Raw genomic sequence first — 25,155 nt, 5'->3', positions numbered from 1 at the left:
AAAAGAATAAAGTAACGAGTTTTCTGAGGGATACATCAATGATCAACGCGAAAGCATTTAGCAAGTGGACGCTTGCAGGGATCACCGCGGCAACATTAGTTGCATGTGGCGGTTCTGAGCAGTCAAGCAGTACGGAAACACAAGCGGCAGCGCCTGCCAAACAAGAAACCATCGAATGGAAAATGGTCACGACATGGCCAAAGAACTTTCCTGGTCTTGGAACCGGTGCAGAAAATCTAGCGAACAACATTACGGAAATGTCTGGTGGCCGTCTGAAAGTTAAAGTCTATGCGGCGGGAGAGTTAGTGCCACCGTTAGAAGTGTTTGATGCGGTATCTCGCGGCACCGCTCAAATGGGCCATGGTGCAGCTTATTATTGGAAAGGCAAAGCTCCTGCGGCGCAATTTTTCACAGCGGTACCGTTTGGCATGACCGCACAAGAGATCAACTCTTGGATCTACCATGGCGGCGGTATGAAGCTATGGGAAGAAGTTTACGAACCATTCAACATAAAGCCATTGACTGCGGGTAATACTGGAGTACAGATGGGGGGTTGGTTCAATAAAGAAATCAACTCATTAGAAGATTTTAACGGTCTGAAAATGCGTATTCCTGGTTTAGGTGGTGAAGTGCTTGAGAAGCTAGGTGGCTCACCGATTAACTTACCTGGTGGCGAAATCTTTACAGCGTTGCAAACGGGTACGATTGATGCGACAGAGTGGGTAGGCCCATACAATGACCTTGCGTTTGGTCTGTATAAAGCGGCGAAATACTACTATTACCCAGGTTGGCATGAGCCAGGTTCTGAGATGGAACTATTGGTCAACAAAACGGCTTACGAAGAGCTACCTAAAGACCTACAGGCGATTGTGCGTTCCGCATCTCGTCAAGCAACGCAAGACATGTTGGACGAGTTTACTGCGCTGAACAACGATGCATTGCAGACGTTAGTGAATGAACATAATGTTGATCTTCGTCCGTTCCCAGAAGACGTTTTAAAAGCCTTGAAACAAGCGTCGCATGAAACACTGGAAGGCGTGGCGGCAAATGACGAAATGAGTAAGAAAGTATACGACTCTTTTAAAACCTTCCTAGGCAAAGTGTCGCAGTGGCATGACGTGTCAGAACGCGCTTACATTAATGCGCGTGATGCGGAGTAAACGTTCTTAGATTAAATGGTTCTTAAAAGCCCTGCTTAAAGTAGGGCTTTTTTTGATCTAACGGAAAAGATTAACAATCATATACAAAGCTTATCGAAAGACCGCACTGAGATCATTGACCCAATAGTATGCTCGCCTTAACCTTGTATGAAAACATACAAAGGTCAGGATACCATGAGTTCCTCCACCATTTATCACTCCGGTTGCCTTACGTCATATAAGGTCGTGCTTGCAACGTTACTAGATCAGAGCGTGTTCAAATTTCAGTGGCAAGAAATAGAGTGCCTTCAAGAAGTGCCCGTTTCAGGCATGGTATTGCTGCATGAGTCAGATGTTCAGGGCCGCGATATCCCTCTTATTGGTGCGCGAAAAATTCTTATGGTATTGGATAAGTGGGATCTTAGTTGTGCTTTAACGTGGGTTGAACAAGGTGCCAATGACAGCGCTGGGCTCGAGGATTTAGAGCGGATCGCAACTTGGGTAGTCGCCGAGCAGTCACGCAGTCTTTGGCATAATCCACAACCCTCTGATCAACAAAATACGCTGCAAACCGTGATAGACGCAATTCCGGTGCCGATCTTCTATAAAGATGAATGGCACATCTATCGTGGCTGTAATCTTGCTTTTAGTGAATTCATTGGCTTATCAAAAGAGAAAATAATTGATCATTCTGTGTACGATGTGGCACCTAAAGAATTAGCTGATATCTACTATCAGGCTGATCAAGACTTGTTGGCCAAAGGCGGCAAGCAGGAATATGAAACAGATGTAAAAAATGCTCAAGGTGAGCGGTTCGAAATAGAATTTCACAAAGCTATTTTTTATACATCTAATGGTAACAAAGGCGGCCAAGTTGGAGTCATGTTGGATGTTACCGAAAAGAACCGCTTAATGCGTGAGCTTGATAAAGTCAGTCGCACAGATCCGTTAACAGGTGTCGGAAACCGCCGTGAGTTTGATGATGCTGTCAGCTCGGCCTTAGGCGAAGCCCAGGCATCTTATTCTTCCATCAGTCTGTTGACCATCGACGTAGATCATTTTAAATCGATTAACGATCAGTTTGGCCACAGCTGTGGTGATGAAGCGCTTAAGTTTTTGGTGCGTTGCATTTACCTAGCAAGTCCGAGTAATGCCAGTATTTATCGTATTGGCGGGGAAGAGTTTTACGTGCTGCTACCGAGAACTAACTTAGCCGAAGCTCGAAGTGCCGCAGAGAAAGTGTGCCAACATATTCCTTCGCAGCCTCTCATTTTAAAAGGCGAGCAAGTGAATATGACGGTTTCAATTGGGGCGATTCAGTTGGCTTCTGAGCAACAATTAGAAGACTCCTTTAAACGAGTGGATCAGGCCTTGTACGAAGCCAAAATGACAGGTAGAAACCGCGTTTGCCTAGCGTACTATGATTAAACAGGGAGGCTTTTGACGTGCAAAAAAAAAGCCCGCTGATTAGTCATCAATCAACGGGCTGGACTCGTTTGCGGGAGGAAAAAGAGCCCCAAAATAAAAAAGACAGGGGGTGGAGACTCCCTGTCGTGCGCTCAATACCGCGTTACTCTGCTTTGCTGCCTAGCTCAAGCAGAGTAGCGTTGCCGCCAATAGCGGTGGTGTTGTTGCTTACGGTTTGTTCCGTAACGAAGCGCAAAATGTAGTGCGGCGCAGCAATGGTTGTCAGCGCTTGCACGTTTGTCTCTTCCACTAACTGACACAACAAGCCTGATTTTTGAGCCAGTTGTTTATTCAGATGTTTAGCTCTATCTGCGTCACAGATGATCGCAACACCTGCTAGATCCGTTGCATCAAGGATGGAGTCTTGTGCTGACTCCGCCACATTTTGAATGATGCCTTCTGGCACGTATTTAGACATTTGATCCATGATCGCTTGGCCTTCAGGGCCTACGGTAATGATCGGGTTACCCGCAATCAACGCCGCAAACACTTGCCCAATCAAGCCAACTGACAGATTGTCGCCAGATAAGCTGGATTGAACGGCTACCAAAAAGGCACCACGACCGTGAGTAGAAAGCGTATTGCTTTCTCCTGTTGGTCCTGGCATTAGCAAATCTTCGCCAATTTCGTGTTTGGCATTTTCGATTTGCCAGCGGGCCATACTCGCTTGTGCATGACTTAAGCTAAAAATGGCCTGTTCTAGGCATTCTGCACGACCTGAGACGCCCAAGTGGTCCCAAGCTTCAAAGGCTTGGTTAGCGACTTCGATTTGAATAGGTTTTACAATAGTCATAGGTGTTGTCTCCTGTTAGCCGAATTAAACCAATTGCTCTTTGGCAAAGCGTGGAAGGTAGTGAGGGCCACCAGCTTTCGGGCCAGTACCAGACAAACCTTGGCCACCGAACGGTTGCACGCCCACAACGGCACCGACTTGGTCACGGTTAATGTACAAGTTGCCGACACGAGCGCGCTGAGCGATGTGGGCACATGTGGTTTCGTTACGGCTGTGAACACCCATGGTCAAACCAAACCCTGAGTTATTAATGGTATCGATGATCTTGTCGAGGTCTTTCGCTTTGTAGCGAACTACGTGCAGAATCGGACCGAATTTTTCATCTTTGAGTTGATCAATACTGTTTATTTCAAAGGCCGTTGGTGCCACGTAGGTCCCTTTTTCAGCCCACTCTGGTAGTGCAGACTGAGCAATCAAGCGACCTTCTTTTTTCATGACTTCAATGTGATCCAGTAGCATTTTTTGTGCTTTCTCATCGATCACAGGGCCAACGTCCGTTGAGTGCAAGTAAGGCAAGCCAACGCTTTGTTCTTTCATCGCACCTGCGATCATTGGGATCACTCGATCGGCAATGTCCGCTTGAACAAACATGACACGCAACGCGGAACAACGTTGACCCGCAGACGCGAACGCAGAACGAATGGCGTCGCGTACAACTTGTTCTGGCAATGAGGTTGAGTCGATCAACATAGCATTTTGGCCACCGGTTTCAGCAATCACGGGCACAGGTGCGACACCGCGGTTTGCCAAGGTACGGTTGATTAACTGTGCGGTCCCCGTTGAACCAGTAAAGGCCAAACCAGCAATGGCTTTATGTTCAGTCATTGGTGCACCAACCGTTGCACCGTTACCTGGTAGAAAGTGCAACACTTCTTTTGGAATGCCTGCTTCGTGCAGCATTTGTACCGCGCGAAAAGCGATCAGAGACGTTTGCTCAGCGGCTTTACAAACCACTGAGTTACCTGCAACCAGTGCTGCGACGACTTGGCCAGTAAAGATCGCCAATGGGAAATTCCACGGGCTGATACAGGCGAATACACCGCGACCAGTTTGCTGTGCGTGTTGCGTGTTGCCTAGGAAGTCTGTGAACGTCTTCGGCGCGGCAAAATTCTGACGTGCTTGCTGTGCGTAGTAGTGACAGAAGTCGACCGCTTCGCGGACTTCGTCAATACAGTCTTGGATGGTTTTACCTGCTTCGCGGTGACAGATTGCTACCAATTCAGCGTAGTTTTCTTCCATCAACTCAGCCATGCGCTCTAGGCAGGCTGCACGCTCTGTCGCCGGTGTTTGTGACCAAGCAGGGTAGGCCGCGTCCGCTTTTTCAATGGCTTGGTTAACAATCTCGCCGTTAGCCCAATGAACTTGCCCTGTAGCTAGCGTGTGGTCGTATGGGCAGTTAACCGCATGCACATCGCCCGTAGACACGTTTTCACCGCCAACGATTGGCATGGCTGTCCATTGGGTGTCTTGCCCCATAAATACGTCGACAGAGGCTTTAAAAGGCTTCCACTCTGATTCGATTTCAATGTTCGGGCCGTACGAGTTCTTACGGTCTTTAAACATGTCTTTTGGTAGGCTGATAAATGGATTGCGCAGCGTTTTACGGCTTTTCAGTACCGTCACTGGATGATCGACGAGCTCTGACACAGGGCAACGAGCATCCACTAAACGGTGTACGAAAGAGCTGTTAGCGCCGTTTTCTAGCAAGCGACGTACTAGGTAAGGAAGTAGATCTTTGTGGCTACCAACAGGTGCATAAATACGTACACAGACATCTTTGTCTTTGATCAAGCGGTTGTACAGCGCATCGCCCATACCGTGTAGACGTTGGAATTCGTATTCACTTGTGGTCGCGCCTAGATTCTCTGCAATGGTCGCAATTGTCGCGATCGTGTGGGCGTTATGGCTGGCAAATTGTGGGAAGATCCACTCGCGAGTGTGTGTGCTTAATAGGAAGTGAGCACAGGCTAAGTAGGATACATCGGTTGCTTCTTTGCGTGTGTACACAGGGTAACCGCTTAGGCCACGCTGTTGACACAATTTAATTTCAGAGTCCCAGTAAGCGCCTTTTACCAGACGTAGCGGGATACGATCGCCTACATCTTTAGCAAGTGCCGCTAGCCAGTTCAATACCGGCAGGCAGCGCTTCGAGTAGGCTTGTACCACTAGGCCAAACAAGCCCCAGCCTTTGGTGCAGTCGTCACGAAACAGCTTTTCAAACAAGTGCAATGATAGCTCTAGACGGTCTGCTTCTTCGGCGTCGATGGTGATGCCAACGTTTAACGAGCGAGCTTTGTTGATTAACGTTTTAACGCTTTCAAACAGCTCTGTCATCACGCGTTCTTCGCAGCCTACTTCGTAGCGTGGGTGCAGTGCTGACAGTTTGATTGAAATTGTTGGGCGATGACCTTTGCTGTAAGTGTCTTGACCAACAGACTCGATAGCTTGCATGTAAGACGTGAGGTATTTATCAGCGTCTTGCGCTGTCAACGCTGCTTCACCCAGCATATCGAACGAATAAGTGTAGCCTTTGTCACGGTAACTTTTACCACGAGACAACGCTTCATTGATTGAACGGCCTAAAACGAATTGATGTCCCATGATCTTCATGGCTTGGTTCATTGCCTTACGAATAACAGGCTCTGACATACGGTTAACCATACGATTGACTAAGTTAGCCGGTTTGCCATCTTTGGTTTCGTCCATGGTCACGACTTTACCCGTCAACAATAAACCCCATGTGGAGGCGTTGACGAAGAATGAATCAGAGTTGTTGGCGTGAGAGGCCCAGTCGGCGACGCTCAAACGGTCTTTGATGAAGGCATCAGCGGTTTCTTTATCCGGTACGCGCATCAGGGCTTCTGCTAGACACATCAGCAAGATACCCTCTTTGGTGTCTAGGCTGTATTCCAATAGCAGTGAGTCGATCATCGACATGGACTCGCCGTCAGCACGTACTTGATCGATCAAGTGAGTGGCCGCATCCGTACTTGCTTTAAGCTGAACGTCGCTGGGTTCGGCAAGTTTCAATAGCTCTGTAAGCCATTGCTCTTCATCGACACTGTACAGTGGTGAAATGCGGTCCCAAAGCTGGCTGAGCGATTGCTCAAGAATAGTTGGCTGTAACACTTCTAGCGCATTAAACATAGTCGGATTCTCCCGCGACGACCGGAAAGCCATGCTTCCGTTTTAAACCGTTTGTGTTTTTTGAGGATACGATCTTTAAGTGTTGCAAAGACTTGTGAAAACTCAAGTAAGTTCAATGCAACAAAAGCGACCTTATTGTATGTGTGAAATATAGTGACAGGGGGGTTACAGCGTCTTTCGTAATACTCGGGATTTTTTATAAGAAAATCCGATAGAAAAAATAAGTGTTTTTAAAAATGCGTAAATGCGCCAAAAAAGAGCGTAAATGAGGTGAAATGCTTTTTATCTGTGTAATAGAACGATTGGCGATGTGGGTTAATCAAACGCCGCGGAACTGTTTTTGATACTTCAGCGGTGTAATACCAAGTGTCTGAGAGAAGGTGCTGGTCATGGCACTTTGACTTGAAAAACCACACATTTCGGCCACGTGAACGGGTGTATGTCCTTCTCTTAATAGCAGCTGGGCACGCTCTAAACGCTTACGAATCAAATATTGATGGGGCGTCATGCCGGTGCGCTCTTTAAAGCGCTCATGAAACTGGCTAACACTTAAAAAACAGAAGTTGGCAAGTTGGTTTATTTGCACGCGGCGGGACAGGTTGAGCTCAATAAATTGATCAAGCTTTTCAATATCCAGCTGTTGTCCGCGAGTTTTGACGTCTTGGCTTCCTAACTGATGGCGAATCGCGCTAAGTAAAGTATTACCACAGGCACGCGCTAACAGCATGTCTTCCGGGTACTGCTGTAGCTCACCTGACAACGCCGATGCGAGCACTTGTAAGCGTGGATTAAGCTCGAAATAGGCGGCTTGATCGAATAAACGGGATACCACCTCGTATTCTTCGTCAGTAATGGCTTTCTGCGGTGGCACCGGTAGATTCACCACTAAAATGCGATTGTCGCCCAAACCAACAAACTGATGGCCTTCTGACGACGGCACGATGCAACCGCTGCCCGAACGCATTTGTCGGCCACCTTTGCTGTCGATGTCAAAATCAGTATTACCGTCTAACACCACAACGAGCTGGTGATAATCGTGTTCGTGAGTATCGGCCACGCTAGGTAAACTGAATACGTCAGAGTCTGAATGGTTCAATAATTCTGCCTACTTTTTGTTCAATCGAAAGGTTAGAAGTATAGCTGTCGTAGCCAAGATTGAGTAGAGGGAAGTAGAAGAGGGTGCCAAAACACCCTCTCGGACTGCGATATTTATAGGACAATGACTAAATTTCCTTGTGCACCGCTTTTCAATACGTCTTCATGCGCTTGTGACAATTCACTCAACGCATATTCTTTACGTACAACCGGTTTTAAAACACCTTTTTCAAACTGCGGTAGCATCGCTTGGGCAATGCGGCACAGTTCCGCAGGTTTAACATTGGCTAACGCGACACCCATCACAGCAGCATCACGCGCCATCAAATCACGAGGATTGATGTCGACCGTACCACGGTTGCCAATCACGGCTACTCGACCACCAAAGGCTAACGCTTTTAGATCTTGATCGAGGTTATGGTTGGCCAGCATTTCAATGATGACATCGAAACCTGTTTGCAATGATTGGTACGCTGCTAAATAGTCGGTTTGATTATGCATGATCACTGTTTGCACGCCTTGAGCGCGCAGAAGGTTGGCGCCTTCTACTGTTCCAGCAGACGCTACGACGTTCATGCCAGCGGCAAGCGCCAGTTGAACCGTGGCAAGACCGACGGCCCCAGTTGCGCCATGTACCAATACTTTTTCACCGGCTTGAGCATGAGCACGACCAAATAAAGCGCGATGGGCTGTCGTGTAAGGCACTCCTAAACAAGCGCCTTCGGCGAAGCTCAGTGCATCGGCTAAAGGAAACGTATGGGTTGGCACACAAACGGCATATTCCGCTGCCGAACCGGTTAGGTTGCGAGAGAAGTATACGCGCTGGCCAAGGCTAAAGTTGGACACATTACTGCCCACTTCTACGATGGTACCGGCGCCGTCATTGCCCGGAGTATGTGGGAATGAGGCCGTGTAGTTGTTTGTGCCTGAGCGGATGTAAGTGTCGACAGGATTAACGCCCGACGCGCCCACTTGGACCAAAATTTGGTCTGCATTAATGCTTGGTTTATCAGCATCCACCAGCGTTAAATCGCTTGCTGGGCCGTAATCGTTCACTTGCATCGCTTTCATAGTGTCTCCTTCGTCTCTTATGTTAACCGTAGACTTTTTCTGGCAACCAGGTTGCTAAGTCCGGCCATACCGCTAACAGTAACAGTACAAACAATTGAATTAAAATAAACGGAATCACACCTTTATAGATGGACTGCGTTTTCACTTCTGGCGGTGCAACACCGCGCAGGTAGAACAGAGCAAAACCAAACGGTGGCGTTAAGAATGACGTTTGTAGGTTGATGGCCATCATAATCCCCAACCATACTGGGTCTAGACCCATCGCCAAGAGAACAGGCGCTACGATTGGCACGACGACGAAAGTGATTTCGATAAAATCCAAGATAAAGCCAAGGAAAAACATCACCAGCATCACAATCAGTACCGCACTGATGACACCGCCAGGCAGCTGATTAAAGAACTCATGGATCAATTCTTCACCGCCAAAGCCTCGGAAAACCAGTGAAAACAGTGAGGCACCGATGAGGATCATAAATACCATGCCGGTGACTTTAGTCGTCGTCAGCACACACGCTTTTAACGTTTGCAAAGATAACTTGCCGGACAACCAAGCTAAAACCGCGGCACCGAAGGCGCCTACGCCCGCGGCTTCCGTCGGAGTCGCAAGGCCGCCTAGAATAGACCCCAATACCGCTAAAATAAGCAGCAGCGGCGGTACTAGGCCTTTGACGACGTCGACAAACAATGACGAATCGTCGACTCCACGACGCAACTCTTCTTTGGGGACCGCCGGGGCTTTTTCGGGCTGTAGCCAAGCAACCATCGCCACGTAGAGAATGTATAGGGACACCAAGATTAAACCAGGAATTAAAGCCCCGACAAATAGGTCACCGACAGAAACGGTTTTGGGAGAGAAGACGCCCATGTCCAATTGCGCTTTTTGGAATGCGTTGGACATGACGTCACCCAACAGCACCAAAGCGATAGAAGGAGGAATGATCTGCCCCAGTGTGCCTGTTGCACAGATCGTTCCGGTGGCCAGTGCTGGATCATAACCACGGCGCAACATGGTGGGTAATGAGATCATCCCCATGGTGACCACGGTCGCGCCGACGATACCGGTACTGGCGGCCATCAACATACCCACCAAGATCACGGAAATACCCAGCCCACCACGCATGGTGCCAAATAACATTGCCATGGAGTCCAGCAAACGTTCTGCGAGTTTGGATTTCTCAAGTAGGACGCCCATTAAGACGAACAAGGGAACCGCGATAAGTGTTTCATTACGCACGATGCCGAATAAGCGGTTAGGTAAGGCTTCTAAGAAGACCGCGTCGAAGGTGCCAAACATGGCGCCACCCGCAGCGAACAGCAGGGCTGTCCCCCCTAAAGAGAAGGCAACAGGGTAGCCAAACAGTAAAAAGACACAGACGCCCGCAAAGAGCCATAAAGGTAAAAATTCAGCCACCTTAGAGTGCCTCCGCTTGGTGTTTATTGAGCAAGACGCCGACATTTTTAAGAATATCAGCGACCCCTTGAATGATCAGCATCAGCATCATCGCAGGTATCAGTGTTTTAAGTAGATAGATAAACGGCAAGCCACCGGGCTCTTGAGAGGTTTCTAAGACGCGCCATGAGGCGGCGACGTAATCGATACTCATGTAAGCGGTATACCCACAGAACGGCAGTAGGAACAGCAGACCACCCACGATATTCACCCACGCTTTTTTACGGGGTGAAAACCCTCGGTAGAAAACGTCGACGCGAACGTGTTCGTCATCTTTAAAGGTATAGGCCGCACCGAGCATAAACACCATGGCATGCATATACAGTACAGATTCTTGTAAGGCGATGGAGCCAATGCCTAAGCCATAGCGTAACACTACGATCAGACACGTTAGCAGCATCATTACAAGGGTAAGCCAAGCGACGCATTTTCCGACAATGACGGAAATGCTCTCAGCACCACAAATGATTTTGTTAAGCATTTTTAAACCCACAGACTATTTTTTTGCTTTTGTAATAAGAAAGGCGGAAAAATCCGAGCGGTCAGTCTATTGGATATCTATGCTATTGGGAATGTTTTGGCGAGGTTTTGTTGTGAGATACTGCTTGCGGGAAGAGGGTAATATTTTATGGCAGCCATGAAGACCCTGCTTGAGCGGGCCGTCAATGGCCCATCAAGCTTAAGCTGGCACCTGAAGGCGTTCTATTGGCTTAGATTTTTACCTTTAATTACCTTTGGTACTCAATAAATTCATTTGTTGGTTGACCATTCGCATCGGTTTTATTAACGGAAGATTTAGTAATGCCTTCCGGCGCTTGAATGGAAAAACTGATGTAAGGACGTGAGCCATCCGAATAGTCAAGACTCAGGTACTGCAGATGGACATTAGTAAACTCAAGGGTGTTGCTGATCCAGCTGTCACCGTTTTCGGGTGCGATACGAGAGATAACTTTGACGTGTGGGATATTCAGCCCTTCTGACATTAGCTTCATCAAAGTAGGTGTAGATTCATCAACGTATAGGTAACCAGTTAGTGTGGTCATTTTCATGTCTGGATCGACCGAGACGCTAACGGATTGAGGCATCAGAGTGATGGAAGTCGGTTCGTCGCTCATTGCCGTAATATCTTCAAAAACAATGCTATGTTTGTAAGCGACTTGCTGGCCATAGCTACCACAATAGTTACAAGCGTAAGCTGTCGCGTTGAACAACCAGCCAACCAATAATGTAATGATGATCTTCTTCATAGCGTAATCCCTGTCTATATATAAATATCCTGCGGCCAGGAAGTTAACAGGCCCATTTAAGGTCAGCAAGCGCGTTTACATATCTCTTACGCGATATTTAAAGGAATTAGAGGGTGTGTGCTGATCTGTGATTCATGCTGCTTGATAAGGCTAATGAAAAAAGATTCAGATTATTTCAGCCTTTAACATTAATGTCACAAAGCCTCTTTATAGTTTTCACTATCGAACGAGAACGAAGTCATTCGGACTCAGAATCAAGATTTCGAATCATACCAAACTGACGATAACCATTGAGGTTGAAGTGATGAAAAAATTAGTTGCGACTCTAGCAGTATCTACTCTAGCAGGTGTTTCTGCTAACGTAATGGCAGATGTTGATGCGAACTTACCTTCGTACACGAAAGCAAGCGGTGTATCAGGTAACATTTCCAGTGTGGGTTCTGACACGCTAGCGAACTTGATGACACTTTGGGCAGAAGACTTCAAACGTCTTTACCCGAACGTAAACATCCAAATCCAAGCAGCTGGTTCTTCTACTGCGCCACCAGCGCTAACAGAAGGCACTTCTAACTTCGGTCCTATGTCTCGTCAAATGAAAGACAAAGAGATCGCAGCATTCGAGAAAAAATACGGCTACAAGCCAACTGCAGTGCCAGTTGCAATTGATGCACTAGCAGTATTTGTACACAAAGATAACCCAATCAAAGGCCTTTCTCTTCCAGAAGTGGATGCGATCTTCTCTTCTACTCGTAAAGGTGGTCACAGCGAAGACATTACTAACTGGGGTGCAACAGGTCTAACGGGTGCTTGGGCGGATCGTGACATTCAACTGTTCGGTCGTAACTCAGTATCGGGTACTTACGGTTACTTCAAATCAAACGCTCTATTCAAAGGCGACTACAAAAACTCTGTAAATGAACAGCCTGGTTCTGCTTCCGTTGTACAGTCAGTTTCTACGTCTCTTAACGGTATCGGCTACTCTGGTATCGGTTACAAAACTTCTTCAGTTCGTGCATTGCCACTGGCTAAGAAAGAAGGCGGTGAGCTAATCGAAGCGACTCCAGAGAACGCTGCGACTGGTAAATACCCACTGTCTCGCTTCCTATACGTTTACGTAAACAAAGCACCAAACAAGCCACTTGCTCCGCTTGAGCGTGAGTTCGTGAAGATGGTTCTTTCGAAAATGGGTCAAGAAGTGGTAGTGAAAGACGGTTACGTGCCATTACCAGCTAAAGTCTCTGCGAAATACATGAAAGACCTAGGTATTCAGTAATAGCTGGATAACAGGGAAGGTTTGCAGGATGCAATAAAGCAGGAGGGATTCGATCCCTCCTGCTTTTCCTATGTCCAAACCTGTCACAAAAATGTCATAAAAAGTGAATTCGGATGAGTACAAAAGCGGATCAAAAAGTACCCGAACTGGATTTCGATACGCCAGCGTTAAAGCGTCATCGTAAGGTTCGTGCGTTAAAAGATCGTAGTGCGAGCGTCGGTATTGCCATCGGCGGTAGCAGTGTGATCCTAGCTGTCCTACTGATATGTTTCTATTTGATGTATGAAGTCGCACCTCTATTTTCTGGTGCCAGCATTGAGCAGAAAGGCAGCTATAGTCTACCGGCTGAAGAATCGGGTAAAAGCTTATATTTAACCTCAGAAGAGCAAACCGAAATCGGTTTTCGTGTGGCTGAAAACGGCGACATGATTTACTTCAATATTGCCGACGGCAGTGTGATTAAAAATGTAGGCAATCCATTAGGACAACCAACGGCATTTGCTCTGGAATCCGATACCAGTCGTATGATGGCGTTTGCTTACGCAGATGGTCGCGTACTGGTCGCCAAGCAAAATTACAAAACCACCTACCCAGATGGTGTACGACTGATCACGCCAAGCATTGAATACCCTTACGGAGCAGAAGGTATTCAAGTGGCGGATTTCGCACCACGTCAGTTAAGCGTCCGCGACAATGATGAGCGTCTAACATTGGCGGTGATCGGTGATCAACAGGCCCAAGTGGTGCGTTTAAATAAAGATGTGAACTTCATCACGGAAGAAGTGGAGTTAACGGAAACTCGTGCTGAGATTCCCTTTGTAGAGGGCACTCGTGCACTATTGATTTCTGGCGATCAACGTTACCTATATGTTGCCGATGTAAATGGTGAGATGTCCGAATTCGACATTCGCGATTTAAGTGATGTTTCGACAAAAGACCAAATCGATCTAATTAAAGGCGATGCGCAGCTGGTTTCTATGCGTTACTTGCTAGGTCAGTCGTCAGTTATGGTGGCCGACAGTTCAGGTCGCGTGAGCCAATGGTTCAATGTACGTGATGAGAACAATGTTGAACACTTAACCTACATCCGTGATGTGCAACATCCTACTGGCCTAGTCGATATGGCGATGGAGCATCGTCGTAAAGGTTTTGCGACGTTAGATGACCGCGGCATTGTGTCGATTTTTAATGCGACGTCTAGCCGTCAGGTCGTCGATGAGCGAGTGAGTGATGACACCGCAAGGATGATCAGCTTTGCACCACGTGCCAATGGCTTGTTGCTAGAAGACAGCAAAGGCTTGCACTTCTTTGCCGTAGATAACGAGCACCCTGAAGTCTCTTGGTCCTCTATCTGGGGCAAAGTGTGGTACGAAGGTTACCAAGAGCCAACGTACACATGGCAGTCTTCGGCAGCAAACAATGACTTCGAACCAAAATACAGCTTGATGCCGTTGGCATTTGGTACCATCAAAGCGGCGTTCTACGCCATGCTGATGGCGGTGCCTCTGGCTATTTGTGGCGCGATTTACACGGCGTATTTCATGGCCGCGCCATTGCGTCGTAAAATCAAGCCAGTCATCGAGCTGATGGAAGCCTTACCGACGGTTATTCTAGGTTTCTTAGCCGGTCTCTTCTTCGCGCCATTCCTTGAAGAGAACTTAGCCGCTGCGTTTAGTATTTTAATTGTATTGCCAGTGGGCGTTTTACTGTTCTCATTCATCTGGTCTCGTATGCCAGCTGGTATTCGTTGGATGGTACCTGAGGGTTGGCAACCATTGCTTCTGATTCCAGTGATTGTGTTGCTCGGATGGGGCTGTGTAGCGATGAGTCCAGTGATCGAGCTGAGCTTCTTTGACGGTAACATCCGTGGCTGGTTGGGTGAACCAGGTATTATCTTCGAGCACGGTATTACATTCGACCAACGTAACTCAATGGTCGTCGGCTTTGCCATGGGCTTCGCTGTGATTCCAACGATCTTCTCGATCACCGAAGATGCGATTTTCTCTGTGCCAAAAGCGTTAACTCAAGGCTCTCTGGCATTGGGTGCGACCTACTGGCAAACCATGACACGTGTGGTACTGCCTACGGCAAGCCCTGGTATTTTCTCGGCAATCATGATCGGTATGGGTCGTGCGGTCGGTGAAACTATGATCGTACTGATGGCGACAGGTAACACGCCAATCATGGACTTCAATATCTTCGAAGGTATGCGTACGTTAGCGGCCAACCTTGCGGTGGAAGTGCCTGAGTCCGAAGTGGGCAGTTCTCACTACCGTATCTTGTTCTTAGCGGCGTTTGTGTTGTTCGTCTTTACCTTTGTTGTGAACACCATCGCAGAAACCGTGCGTCAGCACCTACGTAAGAAATACGGGTCGTTGTAATGAGTACAGAATTGAAGCAAAAGAAACAAACCGTATCCCAGTGGGTCAAGTCTGGTGATCCATGGGTATGGTTAAACGCCGGTGCCGTTGCGATCTCTGTGATCATGGTACTGGGTTTATTAGCCCTGATTGCAGTGCGTGGTCTTGGGCATTTCTGGCCAGCGGACATCAGCCAGGGAACTTACAGTTTACCAGGGTCCCAGCCATACACATTGGTCGCTGAGCGTGTTGAGTCGACTGAAGTACCAGCGGCTCAGCTGCGTGAGGCCGGCATTGATGTGGCGGATCATCACGATTTGATGAAACGCACATTGATGAAAACCGGTAACCGCGACGTATATGGTTCAGATTTCCGTTGGATTATTGATGAATACTTCACTAATGAAACTCGGCCTGAAATGTTGTTCGCTGCCGAGCGTCATGAATGGGGCAACTTATACGGTTACCTACAAGCAGTCAAAGAAGACGGCCAAGTGGTTGCCTCGACGACTGATCTAACGCCGACGGAGTCTGCTTTAGCGACTTGGACAGCATTTGAACGCAGTATCGAACGTGCTACGACGATCTATGATGACATCCATACGGTGGAAAAAGATGAGATCGGTACGATCAACCATGCACTAGAACGTTTACGTCTAGAGCAGCGTCGCCTTGAGCTAAATAATGATCTAACGCCTGAGAAACAAGCAGACATTGATGCTCAGCGAGCAGAACAAAATGCTAAGTATCAAGCGTTACAGCAACGCCTGATTGATCTGTACGCAGAAATCAACCGGGATACGTTTGTGGTTCAAGTGATGGACGGCAGCGTTCACGAACTGCAAGTAGCTAAAGTCGTTCGTGCTTACCGTCCAAATGCGATGGGTATCGCGCAGAAGATGAGTTTTTACGGTTCGAAAGTGTGGGAATTCCTAAGCGCAGAGCCACGTGAAGCCAATACTGAAGGCGGTGTCTTCCCTGCGATCTTCGGTACTGTGATGATGGTTTTGTTGATGACAGTACTGGTGACACCGTTTGGTGTGGTGGCGGCAGTTTACCTACGTGAGTACGCATCACAAGGTTTTGTAACGCGTACGATCCGAATTGCGGTCAACAACTTAGCCGGCGTACCGTCGATCGTATACGGTGTCTTTGGTTTAGGTTTCTTCATTTACTTCTTAGGTTCTGGCATCGACCAAGCGTTCTTTCCAGAAGCACTACCATCGCCAACTTTTGGTACCGGTGGTCTAATGTGGGCATCGATTACGCTTGCGTTGCTGACTGTACCTGTGGTGATTGTGGCAACGGAAGAAGGTCTGTCACGTATTCCACGTAACGTACGTGAAGGCTCATTAGCCTTGGGCGCAACGAAAGCGGAAACCTTATGGCGTGTAGTATTACCAATGGCCAGCCCAGCGATCATGACGGGTGTGATTCTTGCGGTAGCGCGTGCTGCGGGTGAGGTTGCACCGTTGATGTTAGTGGGTGTAGTGAAATTGGCGCCGTCATTACCATTAGACGGAAATTACCCGTACCTACACTTGGATCAGAAGTTCATGCACTTGGGCTTCCATATTTATGACGTGGGCTTCCAGAGCCCGAACGTAGAGGCAGCGCGCCCATTGGTCTACGCGACTGCACTATTATTGGTAATCGTGATTGCAACACTTAACTTAGCAGCCGTTACTATCCGTAACCACCTACGTGAAAAATACAAATCGCTGGAAATGTAAGACAGCGGAGAGAGACGATTATGAGCGAAACAAGCACACACTCAATTGATATTTCAGCAATGCAACGTAGCCATCAGGCGCTGCGCATTGAAGACGAAAACGTTTGTCTTTCCGTTAAAGACTTACACCTTTACTACGGCGAAAAAGAAGCGTTGAAAGGGATTGATATGGTCATTCCTGAGAAAAAAGTCACGGCGTTTATCGGACCTTCTGGTTGTGGTAAATCGACCTTACTACGCTGCTTTAACCGTATGAACGACTTAGTTGATGGTTGTCGTATTACAGGTGAAATTAACCTGCATGACCACAATATCTATGCCAAAGGCACTGATGTAGCAGAGTTACGCCGTCGTGTCGGCATGGTGTTTCAAAAGCCAAACCCATTCCCGAAGAGCATCTATGAAAACGTGGCCTATGGCCTACGCATTCAGGGCATTAACAAAAAGCGTGTGATCGATGAAACGGTTGAATGGGCCTTGCGCTCAGCGGCCCTATGGGACGAAGTAAAAGACCGTCTACACGAAAGTGCGCTAGGCATGTCGGGCGGTCAGCAACAACGCTTGGTGATCGCGCGTACGGTTGCTGTGAAACCAGAAGTATTGCTACTGGATGAGCCAGCATCGGCGCTTGACCCAATTTCAACGCTGAAGATCGAAGAGCTGATTCATGAACTTAAAAATGAGTTCACGATTGCCATCGTAACGCACAACATGCAGCAAGCCGCGCGAGTATCGGACTATACTGCGTTTATGTACATGGGAGATATGGTGGAATTTGGTGATACCAATAGCCTATTTACGAACCCATCAAAACAACAAACCGAAGACTATATTACGGGTCGTTACGGTTAGGATAAGGAACTGCCATTATGCGAGAACTTACTACGGACCATATCTCTCAACAGTTTAACGCTGAACTAGAAACACTGCGTCAGCACTTTCTAACCATGGGCGGTGTGGTTGAGAAACAAGTATCGGATGCGATTCAATCGTTGCTTGAAGGTCAAGGTGACTTAGCAGAAGAAGTGAAAGCCAAAGACAAAACCGTTAACCAATTGGACGCATTGATTGACGAAGAATGTACCCGCATTCTCGCGAAACGCCAGCCCGCAGCAACGGACTTGCGTATGATTCTGTCAATTGGTAAAGCGGTTTCTGAGCTAGAGCGCATGGGTGATGAAGCGAAGAAAATTGCCAATCACGCTTTGAAATTGATCAATGAAGGCGAATCGCCACGTGGTTATGTGGAAATCAGCCGCATTGGTCAAATGGTGACAAGCATGGTTCGTGAAAGCTTAGATGCATACGCTCGTTTAGACATCGATCTAGCGGTGAGTGTTGCCAAAGCGGATCGTAAGGTTGATCTTGAGTACAAAACAGCAATCCGCTCTTTGATCACTTATATGATGGAAGACCCACGCTCGATTGGCCCAGTATTCAACGTGATTTGGATTCTGCGTTCTTTGGAGCGTATTGGTGACCATTCTCGTCATCTTTGTCAGCACCTAGTGTACCTAATCAATGGTGTGAACGTACGTCACGTACCGACTGAAGAGTTGGAAGCACTGGCAACGGAAGATAAAAAAGCGTAATACCGTATGACATGTAAAAAGGGGCTAAGTTAATGACTTCGCCCCTTTTTTGTGTCTGTATTGGCTCAAATAAGTGTATCGAGCTCTGCAATAGCTTGCCCATACTCATCTACTGCGCTTTGGTATAGGTTGCTCAAGTTTTCTGCTTGACCTTGAGAGGCATCCGATTCCATGTGTGCAAACACACCAGCTAAAGTGGACAGAGCTAGGTTAGAGCTGGAAGACTTTAAGGAATGACTGAGCTGTTCTACCTGGTGTATATCCTGTGTTTCAATAGCCGTTTTTAGGCTGACGAGCTTGGCCTGGCTGTCATTGAAATAGCTTTGCTTCACGCGACTCAGAGTATCGCGACCAATAATATCCATTAATGATTTTAGCTGTGCATGGTCTACCGACATAGTAAGGAACTCCTCATCCTAAGAAAGTAACAGGGCCTCAAGTTGGGCCGCAGTAACAGGGTAATGATAGGTTTTATCCGCCTTAATGCGAGGCAAATCCTCTATAACGGATGCTGCTACAATGATTTGGCTGCCGAATGCTTGCAATCGCTCAATGAGCTCTACTTGTTCCTCATCAAGAGCACTTTTATCGGTGATCACAATGCACTCAAAGGGTAATGTCTGGAGATTTTTCTGCTGCAGCAGGCGCGTAAGGTCTCCTTCAGTGAACAGGTCGACCTGATGATTAAGTTGTTGCAGTAACGATAGAAACGCTTGATCTAGCAAGCTGTCCGACTGCCAAATAGCCACTTTAGCACGCTTACTAGCGCTTTTGTCTGCTGCCTGAGTCTTGGCGTCGTCTAATCCCATGGGCAGGTCGATCCAGATTTCAGTACCGGCTCCTTGAGAACTGGAAAAATGTAACTCTCCACCTAATGCGCCAATCAAATAATGACAGAAGGTAAAGCCCATACCCATTTGATGAATTTGCCCAATGATCGTATTGGCTGGATTATAGGGGTTTTTACGTAAACCAACCTGAACCTTGTTAGGTAAGCCTTCACCGGAATCGCGCAAGCTGATTTGAACCATCTTGGTGGCTTTATTGCCGTGTTTTTCAGGTAAATTAAAGATGGGGAGTGTTGATGGACGGACTTGAATTAGCAGCTCTGAATGATGGCAATAGGGCGCTAAGTGAGAAATTAAAGTGATTAAAATTTCATGTAAACGTCTAAAGTCAGTCTCGACAAGCTCGGGCAGTCGCGGATCAACGTGTGCAATGGCTCGTACTTGATGGGTTAAAAAGACGCGTTCTAATGCACTGACAGCATAATTGATGTGCGCTCTTAGGTTCCCCTCATTAGTTACTGAAGACATGCGATTGGCCTCGATTAATGTGAGGTCATAATAGCAGTCTAGCTGAGTGAGTAACTGGTTACTTTGAGTGCTGAGGTGCTCTAAGTGTTCTTGAACTTTAGCATCCGATGCTGTGCTTTTTAATGTGTTTGAGTGACTTATTAGATTGGTAAAGATGGGCTTTATATCGTTCACAATACGGCTAATAATGTCGACTTTACCGGCCTGCACAGCATCAATTCGTTCTTCTAGCCGAGTATTGCGTCTCAGCGTTTGACGCAGCTCTTTTGAGACTTTGTAGGTAACGTATAACAGAGTCGAAGAGATAACGAATAGTACCAATGAAACCATCTGAATATACGCCAGCTGAACGTCTAAATCGTGACGCTTTTCAGTGATAAAGTCGTTTGCGCCTTGATTTACGATGACCACAAAATCAGTGATTTGCGAATCCAGAGAGCGTAACCGATCCACAATGATCTCTGTTTGATCCAATTGGCCTTGTTCAAGACGCTGAATATTAAGACTGATGAGTTCCAGTTCACCCGCAATAATATTCAGCAGTCGTACTGCTCGACCATTGGCAAAGTTGCGAATATTACTGCCTAAATCACCTTTACGTAAGAGATCGACTCGACTGAGCACTAAGTCGTATTGAAAGTAAGCATTACCATTGACGGGGAGGTCGGCTTCAGAGAGATCTGATAAATAGTCCATCAGACGGTAGGTTTGCAATTGCAGTTGCAGCGAATGCCAGCGCGAGCTTTCAAACACTTGTTGTGAGTTGAGCGTTGAACTGCTATCGGAGAGAGGTATCAGAGTAAAGGTCAGTAACGATGTGATCATCATAAACACAATCAGCAGATTCGCTAACCAACGTTTAAACCGAGGTTTTTTGCACTCTGCATCTACGTCCATAATCAGTAGTCCGCTCGCATCACTTTAAGTTTATATAATTGCCAAATAGAGCGACCATAGAAGGCTTCGTTTTTTAAGTCTGGGTTGTCATCAAAGTTATAAATAACCATTAATGGGCCTTTACTACGCACAGCAATGGGTTGCCCATCCATTTCATAGGCAATGATGGCGCCTAATTGAGTAAAGTCTTCCAGTGGTATTTCAGTGATGTACTGATTAAAGGCGGTTAGACGAAGGACGCTTCCTTTAATGCCTTGCTGCTCAAGTAGGTCTCTCGGGTTAAAACCTTTGTAGTGATGCACACCTTCTTCCCAAGGGTTATGGGTAGAGATGTCGTAAGAGGGGAGCTGTTTGAGTGCGGCTAAATCGAATGTTAAAGAGGTTTCTGTATCACTGTGGTGATTCGTGACGGTGAGAATCGTATTGCCTTGCATCGCTTCATTGGCAGCAAGCGCCATTGTTGTCATCAAAGCGACGTATAATGAGAAAGACCACATGAAAAGACGTTTCATATTCGTACCTTGTCTTGAGCTTAGTGAACGCATGAGTAAACCACGAGTGTAGCAAATTTGCTTACAGGGAATAGGGGCAATAGCGAACAATAGTTACATATCTCAAGCAATTCGAGGCTTCTCTGGCGCAGGCAAGACACTTTTTTGCTGAAAAATATGCTTAAATAGACACCAATTATTAGTGCTACAAGTGTTGATTTTTAAACAGGGGTTTAGTTCGTGATCACTCATCCATTTGCCGCCGTAGGCGCTTACATACAAGCATTCCCGCTTCTTTTATCAAGCCGATTACGTTTGTTTTTATTGGCACCAATTGTGGCCAATATTGCGTTAATGGTACTGCTTTACACCGTGGCACTGAGCTATATGTCTGTTGCGGTAGATGAAATGATGGGCTACATACCTGATTGGATGTCGTTCTTAAACTGGTTGTTTTATTTGCTGCTGAACATTGCCATCGGTTTGATGATGTTTTACAGCTTCTCTGTGGGGGTTAATATCCTTGCTGCCCCCTTTATGGCATTTTTAGCGGAAAAAGTAGAAGAACAGCAAACGGGCAAAGAGTTCGATGAAGACATGAGTTTTACTGGGCTTATGGTGATTACTGGGCGCAGCTTAAAGCGTGAAATGCAGAAACTGGGGTATTTTTTACCGCGCTTTATTGCATTGCTGTTGCTGTCGTTTATTCCAGTGGTGAATATTGTCACGTCGGTGTTGATTGTGTTGTTCTCCGCTTGGATGCTGTCCTTGCAATACATGGATTATGCGTTTGATAACAATAAAGTCAGCTTCCCTGAAATGCGAGCCTCTCTGCGAGAAAAGCCGCTGCTATGTTGGACGTTTGGCTTTATCGTGATGTTTGGTGTCACCATTCCTTTCTTAAACCTGTTTGTTATGCCGATTGCGGTAGTGGCAGCCACACTCTTGTGGATCAAGGTATTTAGTGAGCGCTTTGTGAATTACGCCGATCTTTTGTCACAGACTCGATAGGATTACATTTTGAAAATACTGGTTGTTGATGATGCGTCGTTTACGCGAGATTTGATTAAACGTACGTTGCGTAAAAGTTTTCCTGCTGTGACGGTCGAGGAAGCGGTAAATGGTCGCAAAGCACAGCAAATGCTACAGAAATCTACGTTTGATATGGTGCTATGCGACTGGGAAATGCCTGAAATGACAGGTGTGGAACTACTGCAATGGTGCCGAGAGCAACCGCAATACAAGAAAGAAACACTGCCTTTTGTCATGATTACCAGTCGTGGTGATAAGTCTCATGTGGTTGAAGCGGTGCAGTCAGGTGTGACCGATTATTTAGGTAAACCCTTTTCAGCGGAACAGTTAGTACAGAAAGTAGTGACGGCTGCCAAACGTAATGGCATCGAGAAGAAGTTGGGTGATGCACCTAAAAAACCAACCGCTTCAAGCGGCGGCATTGCTTCGGGTTCGCTGGATGTGTTGATGGCGACGACGGTTGCGCCGAAAGCGGCTTCGCCTAAAATCACGAACCCAACAGTGTCGGTCAAAGACGTCAAGATACCAACCAAAGTTCGTTTTGCGGGCAAAGAATTTCGTTGCATGGTGGTGCATTTCGCTAAAGACGAAGCCACGATGTTGATAAAAAGTGACGATGTGATTCCGACGGTGCTTGATCAAGCGGTGTTAGATTTGACGTTTGAGCAGAAGGTGAACCGTTTAAATTACTACGTGCAATCTGTCGCGACGACCGAGAAGAAACCGGACTCTGCTTTTTTAACAGTGACTCTGCTATTGATTGACCAAGATGCTGAAAAAGAAGCGTTTATAAAAGCGTTGTTTGATTCATTGTAACGTGACGACACGATTATAAGAATGCCCGCATACAATCGTATAGCGGGCATTTTTTTGGTAACGAAACGAGGTTCTCTAGGAGGTCGAAGAGGTTTCCGTTGTCGCATCTTCTTCTTGTACCTGCGAATGTGCCTGCGGCTGAACGGGTGCATCAATACCGTCGGCTTCTGTCGCCACCGTTGCAAGGAGCGCCTCCTGACGAACACGGTCGGTTGGGAAGTGACACGAGAACGTACTACCAAAGCCTGGTTGGCTTCGAATTTGTAGCTTCGCATTATGGTGAATCAGTACGTGCTTAACGATGGCTAGACCTAGGCCGGTTCCGCCAGTGTTTGAACCTCGTCCTTTATCGACGCGGAAGAAACGTTCGGTCAATCGCGGAATATGGCGGGGATCGATACCTAAACCTTGATCTTCAACTGAGAATACGCCACTGAACTCATTCTGAACCCATTTAACGCGAATAACGCCGCCTTCAGGTGAGTACTTGATGGCGTTTACTACTAGGTTTGAGAACGCGCTGTAGAGCTCGCTGCTGGCGCCATAAATATAGCTGTCTTCGGGCAGATCAAAGCTAATCTCATGCTCATCAGACATCATCGGTAAGGCGGTCTTTTTGACCGTTTCACAAATGTCATCAATTTTAAGCCACTGATGCGCTTCACGCTTATCATTGGTCTCTAAACGTGATAGTAGCAGCAGATCTTCAATCAAATGCTCCATACGCAATGACTGATCCGACATGTTCACAATGCCTCGTTGCATCGATGGCGGAAGGTTATCTTTAAACATAGACAGTGTTTCGAGATAGCCTTTAATCACCGTAAGCGGCGTTTTTAGCTCGTGTGAGGCATTGGCAACGAAGTCTTTACGCATTTGCTCTAGTAGATGTAAACGGGTGACATCACGAACAAAAATCAGGTGATCATTTTGATCGTACAAAGTAGTTTGTACTTCTAGATAGATACCGTCTTTTGACGGAGATTTGATGACTAAAGGCTCACCAAAGCGCTTTTGAGAGAAATAACGAAAGAATTCTGGGTTTCGTAAAATGTTGGTGATTGGCTGACCGCGGTCCGTAGGGCGCTGTAAACCAAGCAACAAGCCCGCCGAATTGTTCCACCATTCCAAATTGCCGTTACTGTCCGCCATGATGACGCCTTCTTTAAGGGCGGCGGTAGAGTTTTCAATCCGGTTAAGTGCCTGACGCATTCGGCGTTTAGATTTGCGTTGTTTCTTTTGTAGACGATACACCGCATCAAAGATTTCACCCCAAATACCAGAGGCTTCTGGGGGGGCCGCTTTACCTGAGCGACGTAACCAACAGTGAAATTGGTACAGTTGGTACAGTTGCCAGTAGAGAGTGCCCAGTACATAAAGTAAGGCGAGTGCGAGAATATGGCCCAATACGAAACCTATGGCGATTACCGCCATGAGTCCACTCATCCATGTAAGGAAAGCCCGTTGCCAAGTTCGCTTCATATATATTAAGCCGTTCGTTTCGCAGAGAAACGGTATCCCGTACCGCGAACCGTTTGAATTAAAAAGTCATGTGACTCGCCGATCGCTTTGCGCAAGCGGCGGATATGTACGTCTACGGTACGCTCTTCAACATAGACATTACCACCCCAAACTTGATCCAATAGCTGAGCACGAGAGTAAGCTCGTTCTTGGTGAGTCATTAAAAACTTCAACAAACGATACTCCGTTGGCCCCATTTCGATCGGCGAAGTGCCAATTGAAACACGTTGGCTAATCGGGTCAAGCAGCAAACCTTCTACTTCGATTGGATCATCAACACCTTGTGGTGTCGCACGGCGAAGCACCGCTTTCAGGCGAGCCACCAATTCACGCGGCGAAAATGGTTTGGTGATGTAATCGTCCGCCCCTACTTCTAACCCTTGGATTTTATTGTCTTCTTCGCTTTTCGCCGTCAACATAATCACAGGGATTTCGGCGGTCGTTGGGTCTTTCTTTAGACGGCGAGTCAACTCGACGCCACTACCACCAGGCATCATCCAATCCACAAGTACCAAGTCAGGTCGATGATCGACGATCATCTCATGAGCCTGTTGGCTATTTTCAGCTTCCATGTATTCATAGCCAGCCATTTCCAGCGCGACAGCGATCATCTCGCGGATTGGGGCTTCATCATCAATAATTAAAACTTTTTTACCGGTCACAGGATTTATCCTCATCTCAGGAACGGTAGATATTAAAGCCTCTAAATGTGACAA

The 25,155-nt window shown here is 47.0% G+C and carries 21 protein-coding genes; 9 read left to right on the top strand and 12 right to left on the bottom strand.

The window, feature by feature from the left end; translation table 11 throughout:
- The first annotated feature begins 38 nt into the window (after positions 1-38).
- Both AYW76_RS13720 and AYW76_RS13715 read left to right on the top strand, forming a co-directional pair.
- Entirely contained in the window at positions 39-1,160 is a 1,122-nt protein-coding gene (locus AYW76_RS13720) for a TRAP transporter substrate-binding protein (protein WP_067221255.1), read from the top strand.
- 174 nt (positions 1,161-1,334) lie between these two features.
- Positions 1,335-2,567 carry a sensor domain-containing diguanylate cyclase gene (locus tag AYW76_RS13715; RefSeq protein WP_067221253.1) on the top strand — a complete coding sequence of 411 codons (1,233 nt, stop codon included), beginning with the start codon at positions 1,335-1,337 and terminating at the stop codon, positions 2,565-2,567.
- A gap of 142 nt (positions 2,568-2,709) precedes the next feature.
- On the opposite strand, the gene AYW76_RS13710 is transcribed toward AYW76_RS13715, so the two are convergent.
- From AYW76_RS13710 to AYW76_RS13680, 7 genes are all read right to left on the bottom strand, one after another.
- Positions 2,710-3,399 carry a 1-pyrroline-5-carboxylate dehydrogenase gene (locus tag AYW76_RS13710; RefSeq protein WP_067221250.1) on the bottom strand — a complete coding sequence of 230 codons (690 nt, stop codon included), beginning with the start codon at positions 3,397-3,399 and terminating at the stop codon, positions 2,710-2,712.
- A gap of 24 nt (positions 3,400-3,423) precedes the next feature.
- Positions 3,424-6,546 (bottom strand): bifunctional proline dehydrogenase/L-glutamate gamma-semialdehyde dehydrogenase PutA, encoded by a 3,123-nt coding sequence (gene putA / locus AYW76_RS13705; RefSeq protein ID WP_067221247.1) that lies wholly within the window; start codon positions 6,544-6,546, stop codon positions 3,424-3,426.
- A gap of 319 nt (positions 6,547-6,865) precedes the next feature.
- Positions 6,866-7,642 (bottom strand): AraC family transcriptional regulator, encoded by a 777-nt coding sequence (locus AYW76_RS13700; protein WP_067221245.1) that lies wholly within the window; start codon positions 7,640-7,642, stop codon positions 6,866-6,868.
- A gap of 113 nt (positions 7,643-7,755) precedes the next feature.
- Positions 7,756-8,712: an NADPH:quinone reductase gene (locus AYW76_RS13695; protein ID WP_067034169.1), complete on the bottom strand. Its 957-nt coding sequence runs from the start codon at positions 8,710-8,712 to the stop codon at positions 7,756-7,758.
- A 22-nt stretch (positions 8,713-8,734) separates the two neighbouring features.
- Positions 8,735-10,123, bottom strand: a complete 1,389-nt coding sequence (locus AYW76_RS13690; protein WP_082866232.1) for a TRAP transporter large permease — start codon at positions 10,121-10,123, stop codon at positions 8,735-8,737.
- A 1-nt stretch (position 10,124) separates the two neighbouring features.
- A complete protein-coding gene (locus AYW76_RS13685; RefSeq protein WP_067221240.1) occupies positions 10,125-10,643 on the bottom strand; it encodes a TRAP transporter small permease subunit in 519 nt (172 codons plus the stop codon).
- 247 nt (positions 10,644-10,890) lie between these two features.
- Positions 10,891-11,409, bottom strand: coding sequence for a hypothetical protein (locus AYW76_RS13680; RefSeq protein ID WP_067034161.1), 519 nt, complete (start codon positions 11,407-11,409; stop codon positions 10,891-10,893).
- A gap of 304 nt (positions 11,410-11,713) precedes the next feature.
- Here AYW76_RS13680 and AYW76_RS13675 point away from each other — a divergent pair, with 304 nt between their 5' ends.
- From AYW76_RS13675 to phoU, 5 genes are all read left to right on the top strand, one after another.
- A complete protein-coding gene (locus AYW76_RS13675; RefSeq protein ID WP_067034159.1) occupies positions 11,714-12,682 on the top strand; it encodes a PstS family phosphate ABC transporter substrate-binding protein in 969 nt (322 codons plus the stop codon).
- A gap of 113 nt (positions 12,683-12,795) precedes the next feature.
- Positions 12,796-15,063 (top strand): ABC transporter permease subunit, encoded by a 2,268-nt coding sequence (locus AYW76_RS13670; RefSeq protein WP_067221237.1) that lies wholly within the window; start codon positions 12,796-12,798, stop codon positions 15,061-15,063.
- Positions 15,063-16,775, top strand: coding sequence for a phosphate ABC transporter permease PstA (gene pstA / locus AYW76_RS13665; RefSeq protein ID WP_170756333.1), 1,713 nt, complete (start codon positions 15,063-15,065; stop codon positions 16,773-16,775). The genes AYW76_RS13670 and pstA overlap by 1 nt, the downstream gene beginning before the upstream one ends.
- Before the next feature lie 20 nt (positions 16,776-16,795).
- The gene (gene pstB / locus AYW76_RS13660; protein WP_067034153.1) at positions 16,796-17,626 is read left to right on the top strand and encodes a phosphate ABC transporter ATP-binding protein PstB; all 831 of its coding nucleotides are present in this window, start codon (positions 16,796-16,798) and stop codon (positions 17,624-17,626) included.
- A 17-nt stretch (positions 17,627-17,643) separates the two neighbouring features.
- The gene (gene phoU / locus AYW76_RS13655) at positions 17,644-18,366 is read left to right on the top strand and encodes a phosphate signaling complex protein PhoU (protein WP_067034150.1); all 723 of its coding nucleotides are present in this window, start codon (positions 17,644-17,646) and stop codon (positions 18,364-18,366) included.
- A 65-nt stretch (positions 18,367-18,431) separates the two neighbouring features.
- On the opposite strand, the gene AYW76_RS13650 is transcribed toward phoU, so the two are convergent.
- The 3 genes from AYW76_RS13650 to AYW76_RS13640 are packed head-to-tail and all read right to left on the bottom strand — an operon-like array spanning position 18,432 to position 21,091.
- Complete coding sequence (locus AYW76_RS13650; protein WP_067221234.1) at positions 18,432-18,764, bottom strand: Hpt domain-containing protein; 333 nt, start codon at positions 18,762-18,764, stop codon at positions 18,432-18,434.
- Positions 18,765-18,782: 18 nt separating this feature from the next.
- A complete protein-coding gene (locus AYW76_RS13645; protein WP_067221231.1) occupies positions 18,783-20,579 on the bottom strand; it encodes a sensor histidine kinase in 1,797 nt (598 codons plus the stop codon).
- Between the two features lie 2 nt (positions 20,580-20,581).
- Positions 20,582-21,091, bottom strand: coding sequence for a molybdopterin-dependent oxidoreductase (locus AYW76_RS13640; protein WP_082866231.1), 510 nt, complete (start codon positions 21,089-21,091; stop codon positions 20,582-20,584).
- A 219-nt stretch (positions 21,092-21,310) separates the two neighbouring features.
- Between AYW76_RS13640 and cysZ the strand changes: the two genes are divergently transcribed.
- Both cysZ and AYW76_RS13630 read left to right on the top strand, forming a co-directional pair.
- Positions 21,311-22,081: a sulfate transporter CysZ gene (gene cysZ, locus AYW76_RS13635; RefSeq protein WP_067221228.1), complete on the top strand. Its 771-nt coding sequence runs from the start codon at positions 21,311-21,313 to the stop codon at positions 22,079-22,081.
- 9 nt (positions 22,082-22,090) lie between these two features.
- On the top strand, positions 22,091-22,918 hold the full coding sequence (locus tag AYW76_RS13630; RefSeq protein ID WP_231872615.1) for a response regulator: 828 nt from the start codon (positions 22,091-22,093) through the stop codon (positions 22,916-22,918).
- A gap of 75 nt (positions 22,919-22,993) precedes the next feature.
- Here the strand turns inward: AYW76_RS13630 and phoR are convergent, their stop codons facing one another.
- Together phoR and phoB are read right to left on the bottom strand one after the other, a co-directional pair.
- The gene (gene phoR / locus AYW76_RS13625; protein ID WP_231872614.1) at positions 22,994-24,352 is read right to left on the bottom strand and encodes a phosphate regulon sensor histidine kinase PhoR; all 1,359 of its coding nucleotides are present in this window, start codon (positions 24,350-24,352) and stop codon (positions 22,994-22,996) included.
- Between the two features lie 53 nt (positions 24,353-24,405).
- Positions 24,406-25,101 (bottom strand): phosphate regulon transcriptional regulator PhoB, encoded by a 696-nt coding sequence (phoB, locus tag AYW76_RS13620; RefSeq protein WP_067101380.1) that lies wholly within the window; start codon positions 25,099-25,101, stop codon positions 24,406-24,408.
- Positions 25,102-25,155 lie beyond the last annotated feature (54 nt).

The organism is Marinomonas gallaica, assembly GCF_001639745.1.
GTDB classification, from domain to species: Bacteria; Pseudomonadota; Gammaproteobacteria; order Pseudomonadales; family Marinomonadaceae; genus Marinomonas; species Marinomonas gallaica.
This window is presented reverse-complemented; position numbering and strand designations above follow the sequence as displayed.

Bases quoted from the DNA above. Each gene is read 5' to 3' on its own strand.
- pstA (WP_170756333.1), top strand. From the start codon at position 15,063: ATGAGTACAGAATTGAAGCAAAAGAAACAAACCGTATCCCAGTGGGTC.
- AYW76_RS13675 (WP_067034159.1), top strand. From the start codon at position 11,714: ATGAAAAAATTAGTTGCGACTCTAGCAGTATCTACTCTAGCAGGTGTT.
- AYW76_RS13715 (WP_067221253.1), top strand. From the start codon at position 1,335: ATGAGTTCCTCCACCATTTATCACTCCGGTTGCCTTACGTCATATAAG.
- AYW76_RS13645 (WP_067221231.1), bottom strand. From the start codon at position 20,579: ATGGACGTAGATGCAGAGTGCAAAAAACCTCGGTTTAAACGTTGGTTA.
- pstB (WP_067034153.1), top strand. From the start codon at position 16,796: ATGAGCGAAACAAGCACACACTCAATTGATATTTCAGCAATGCAACGT.
- AYW76_RS13680 (WP_067034161.1), bottom strand. From the start codon at position 11,409: ATGAAGAAGATCATCATTACATTATTGGTTGGCTGGTTGTTCAACGCG.
- AYW76_RS13710 (WP_067221250.1), bottom strand. From the start codon at position 3,399: ATGACTATTGTAAAACCTATTCAAATCGAAGTCGCTAACCAAGCCTTT.
- phoU (WP_067034150.1), top strand. From the start codon at position 17,644: ATGCGAGAACTTACTACGGACCATATCTCTCAACAGTTTAACGCTGAA.
- phoR (WP_231872614.1), bottom strand. From the start codon at position 24,352: ATGGCGGTAATCGCCATAGGTTTCGTATTGGGCCATATTCTCGCACTC.
- putA (WP_067221247.1), bottom strand. From the start codon at position 6,546: ATGTTTAATGCGCTAGAAGTGTTACAGCCAACTATTCTTGAGCAATCG.
- AYW76_RS13670 (WP_067221237.1), top strand. From the start codon at position 12,796: ATGAGTACAAAAGCGGATCAAAAAGTACCCGAACTGGATTTCGATACG.
- AYW76_RS13640 (WP_082866231.1), bottom strand. From the start codon at position 21,091: ATGAAACGTCTTTTCATGTGGTCTTTCTCATTATACGTCGCTTTGATG.
- AYW76_RS13720 (WP_067221255.1), top strand. From the start codon at position 39: ATGATCAACGCGAAAGCATTTAGCAAGTGGACGCTTGCAGGGATCACC.
- AYW76_RS13695 (WP_067034169.1), bottom strand. From the start codon at position 8,712: ATGAAAGCGATGCAAGTGAACGATTACGGCCCAGCAAGCGATTTAACG.
- AYW76_RS13650 (WP_067221234.1), bottom strand. From the start codon at position 18,764: ATGTCGGTAGACCATGCACAGCTAAAATCATTAATGGATATTATTGGT.
- AYW76_RS13685 (WP_067221240.1), bottom strand. From the start codon at position 10,643: ATGCTTAACAAAATCATTTGTGGTGCTGAGAGCATTTCCGTCATTGTC.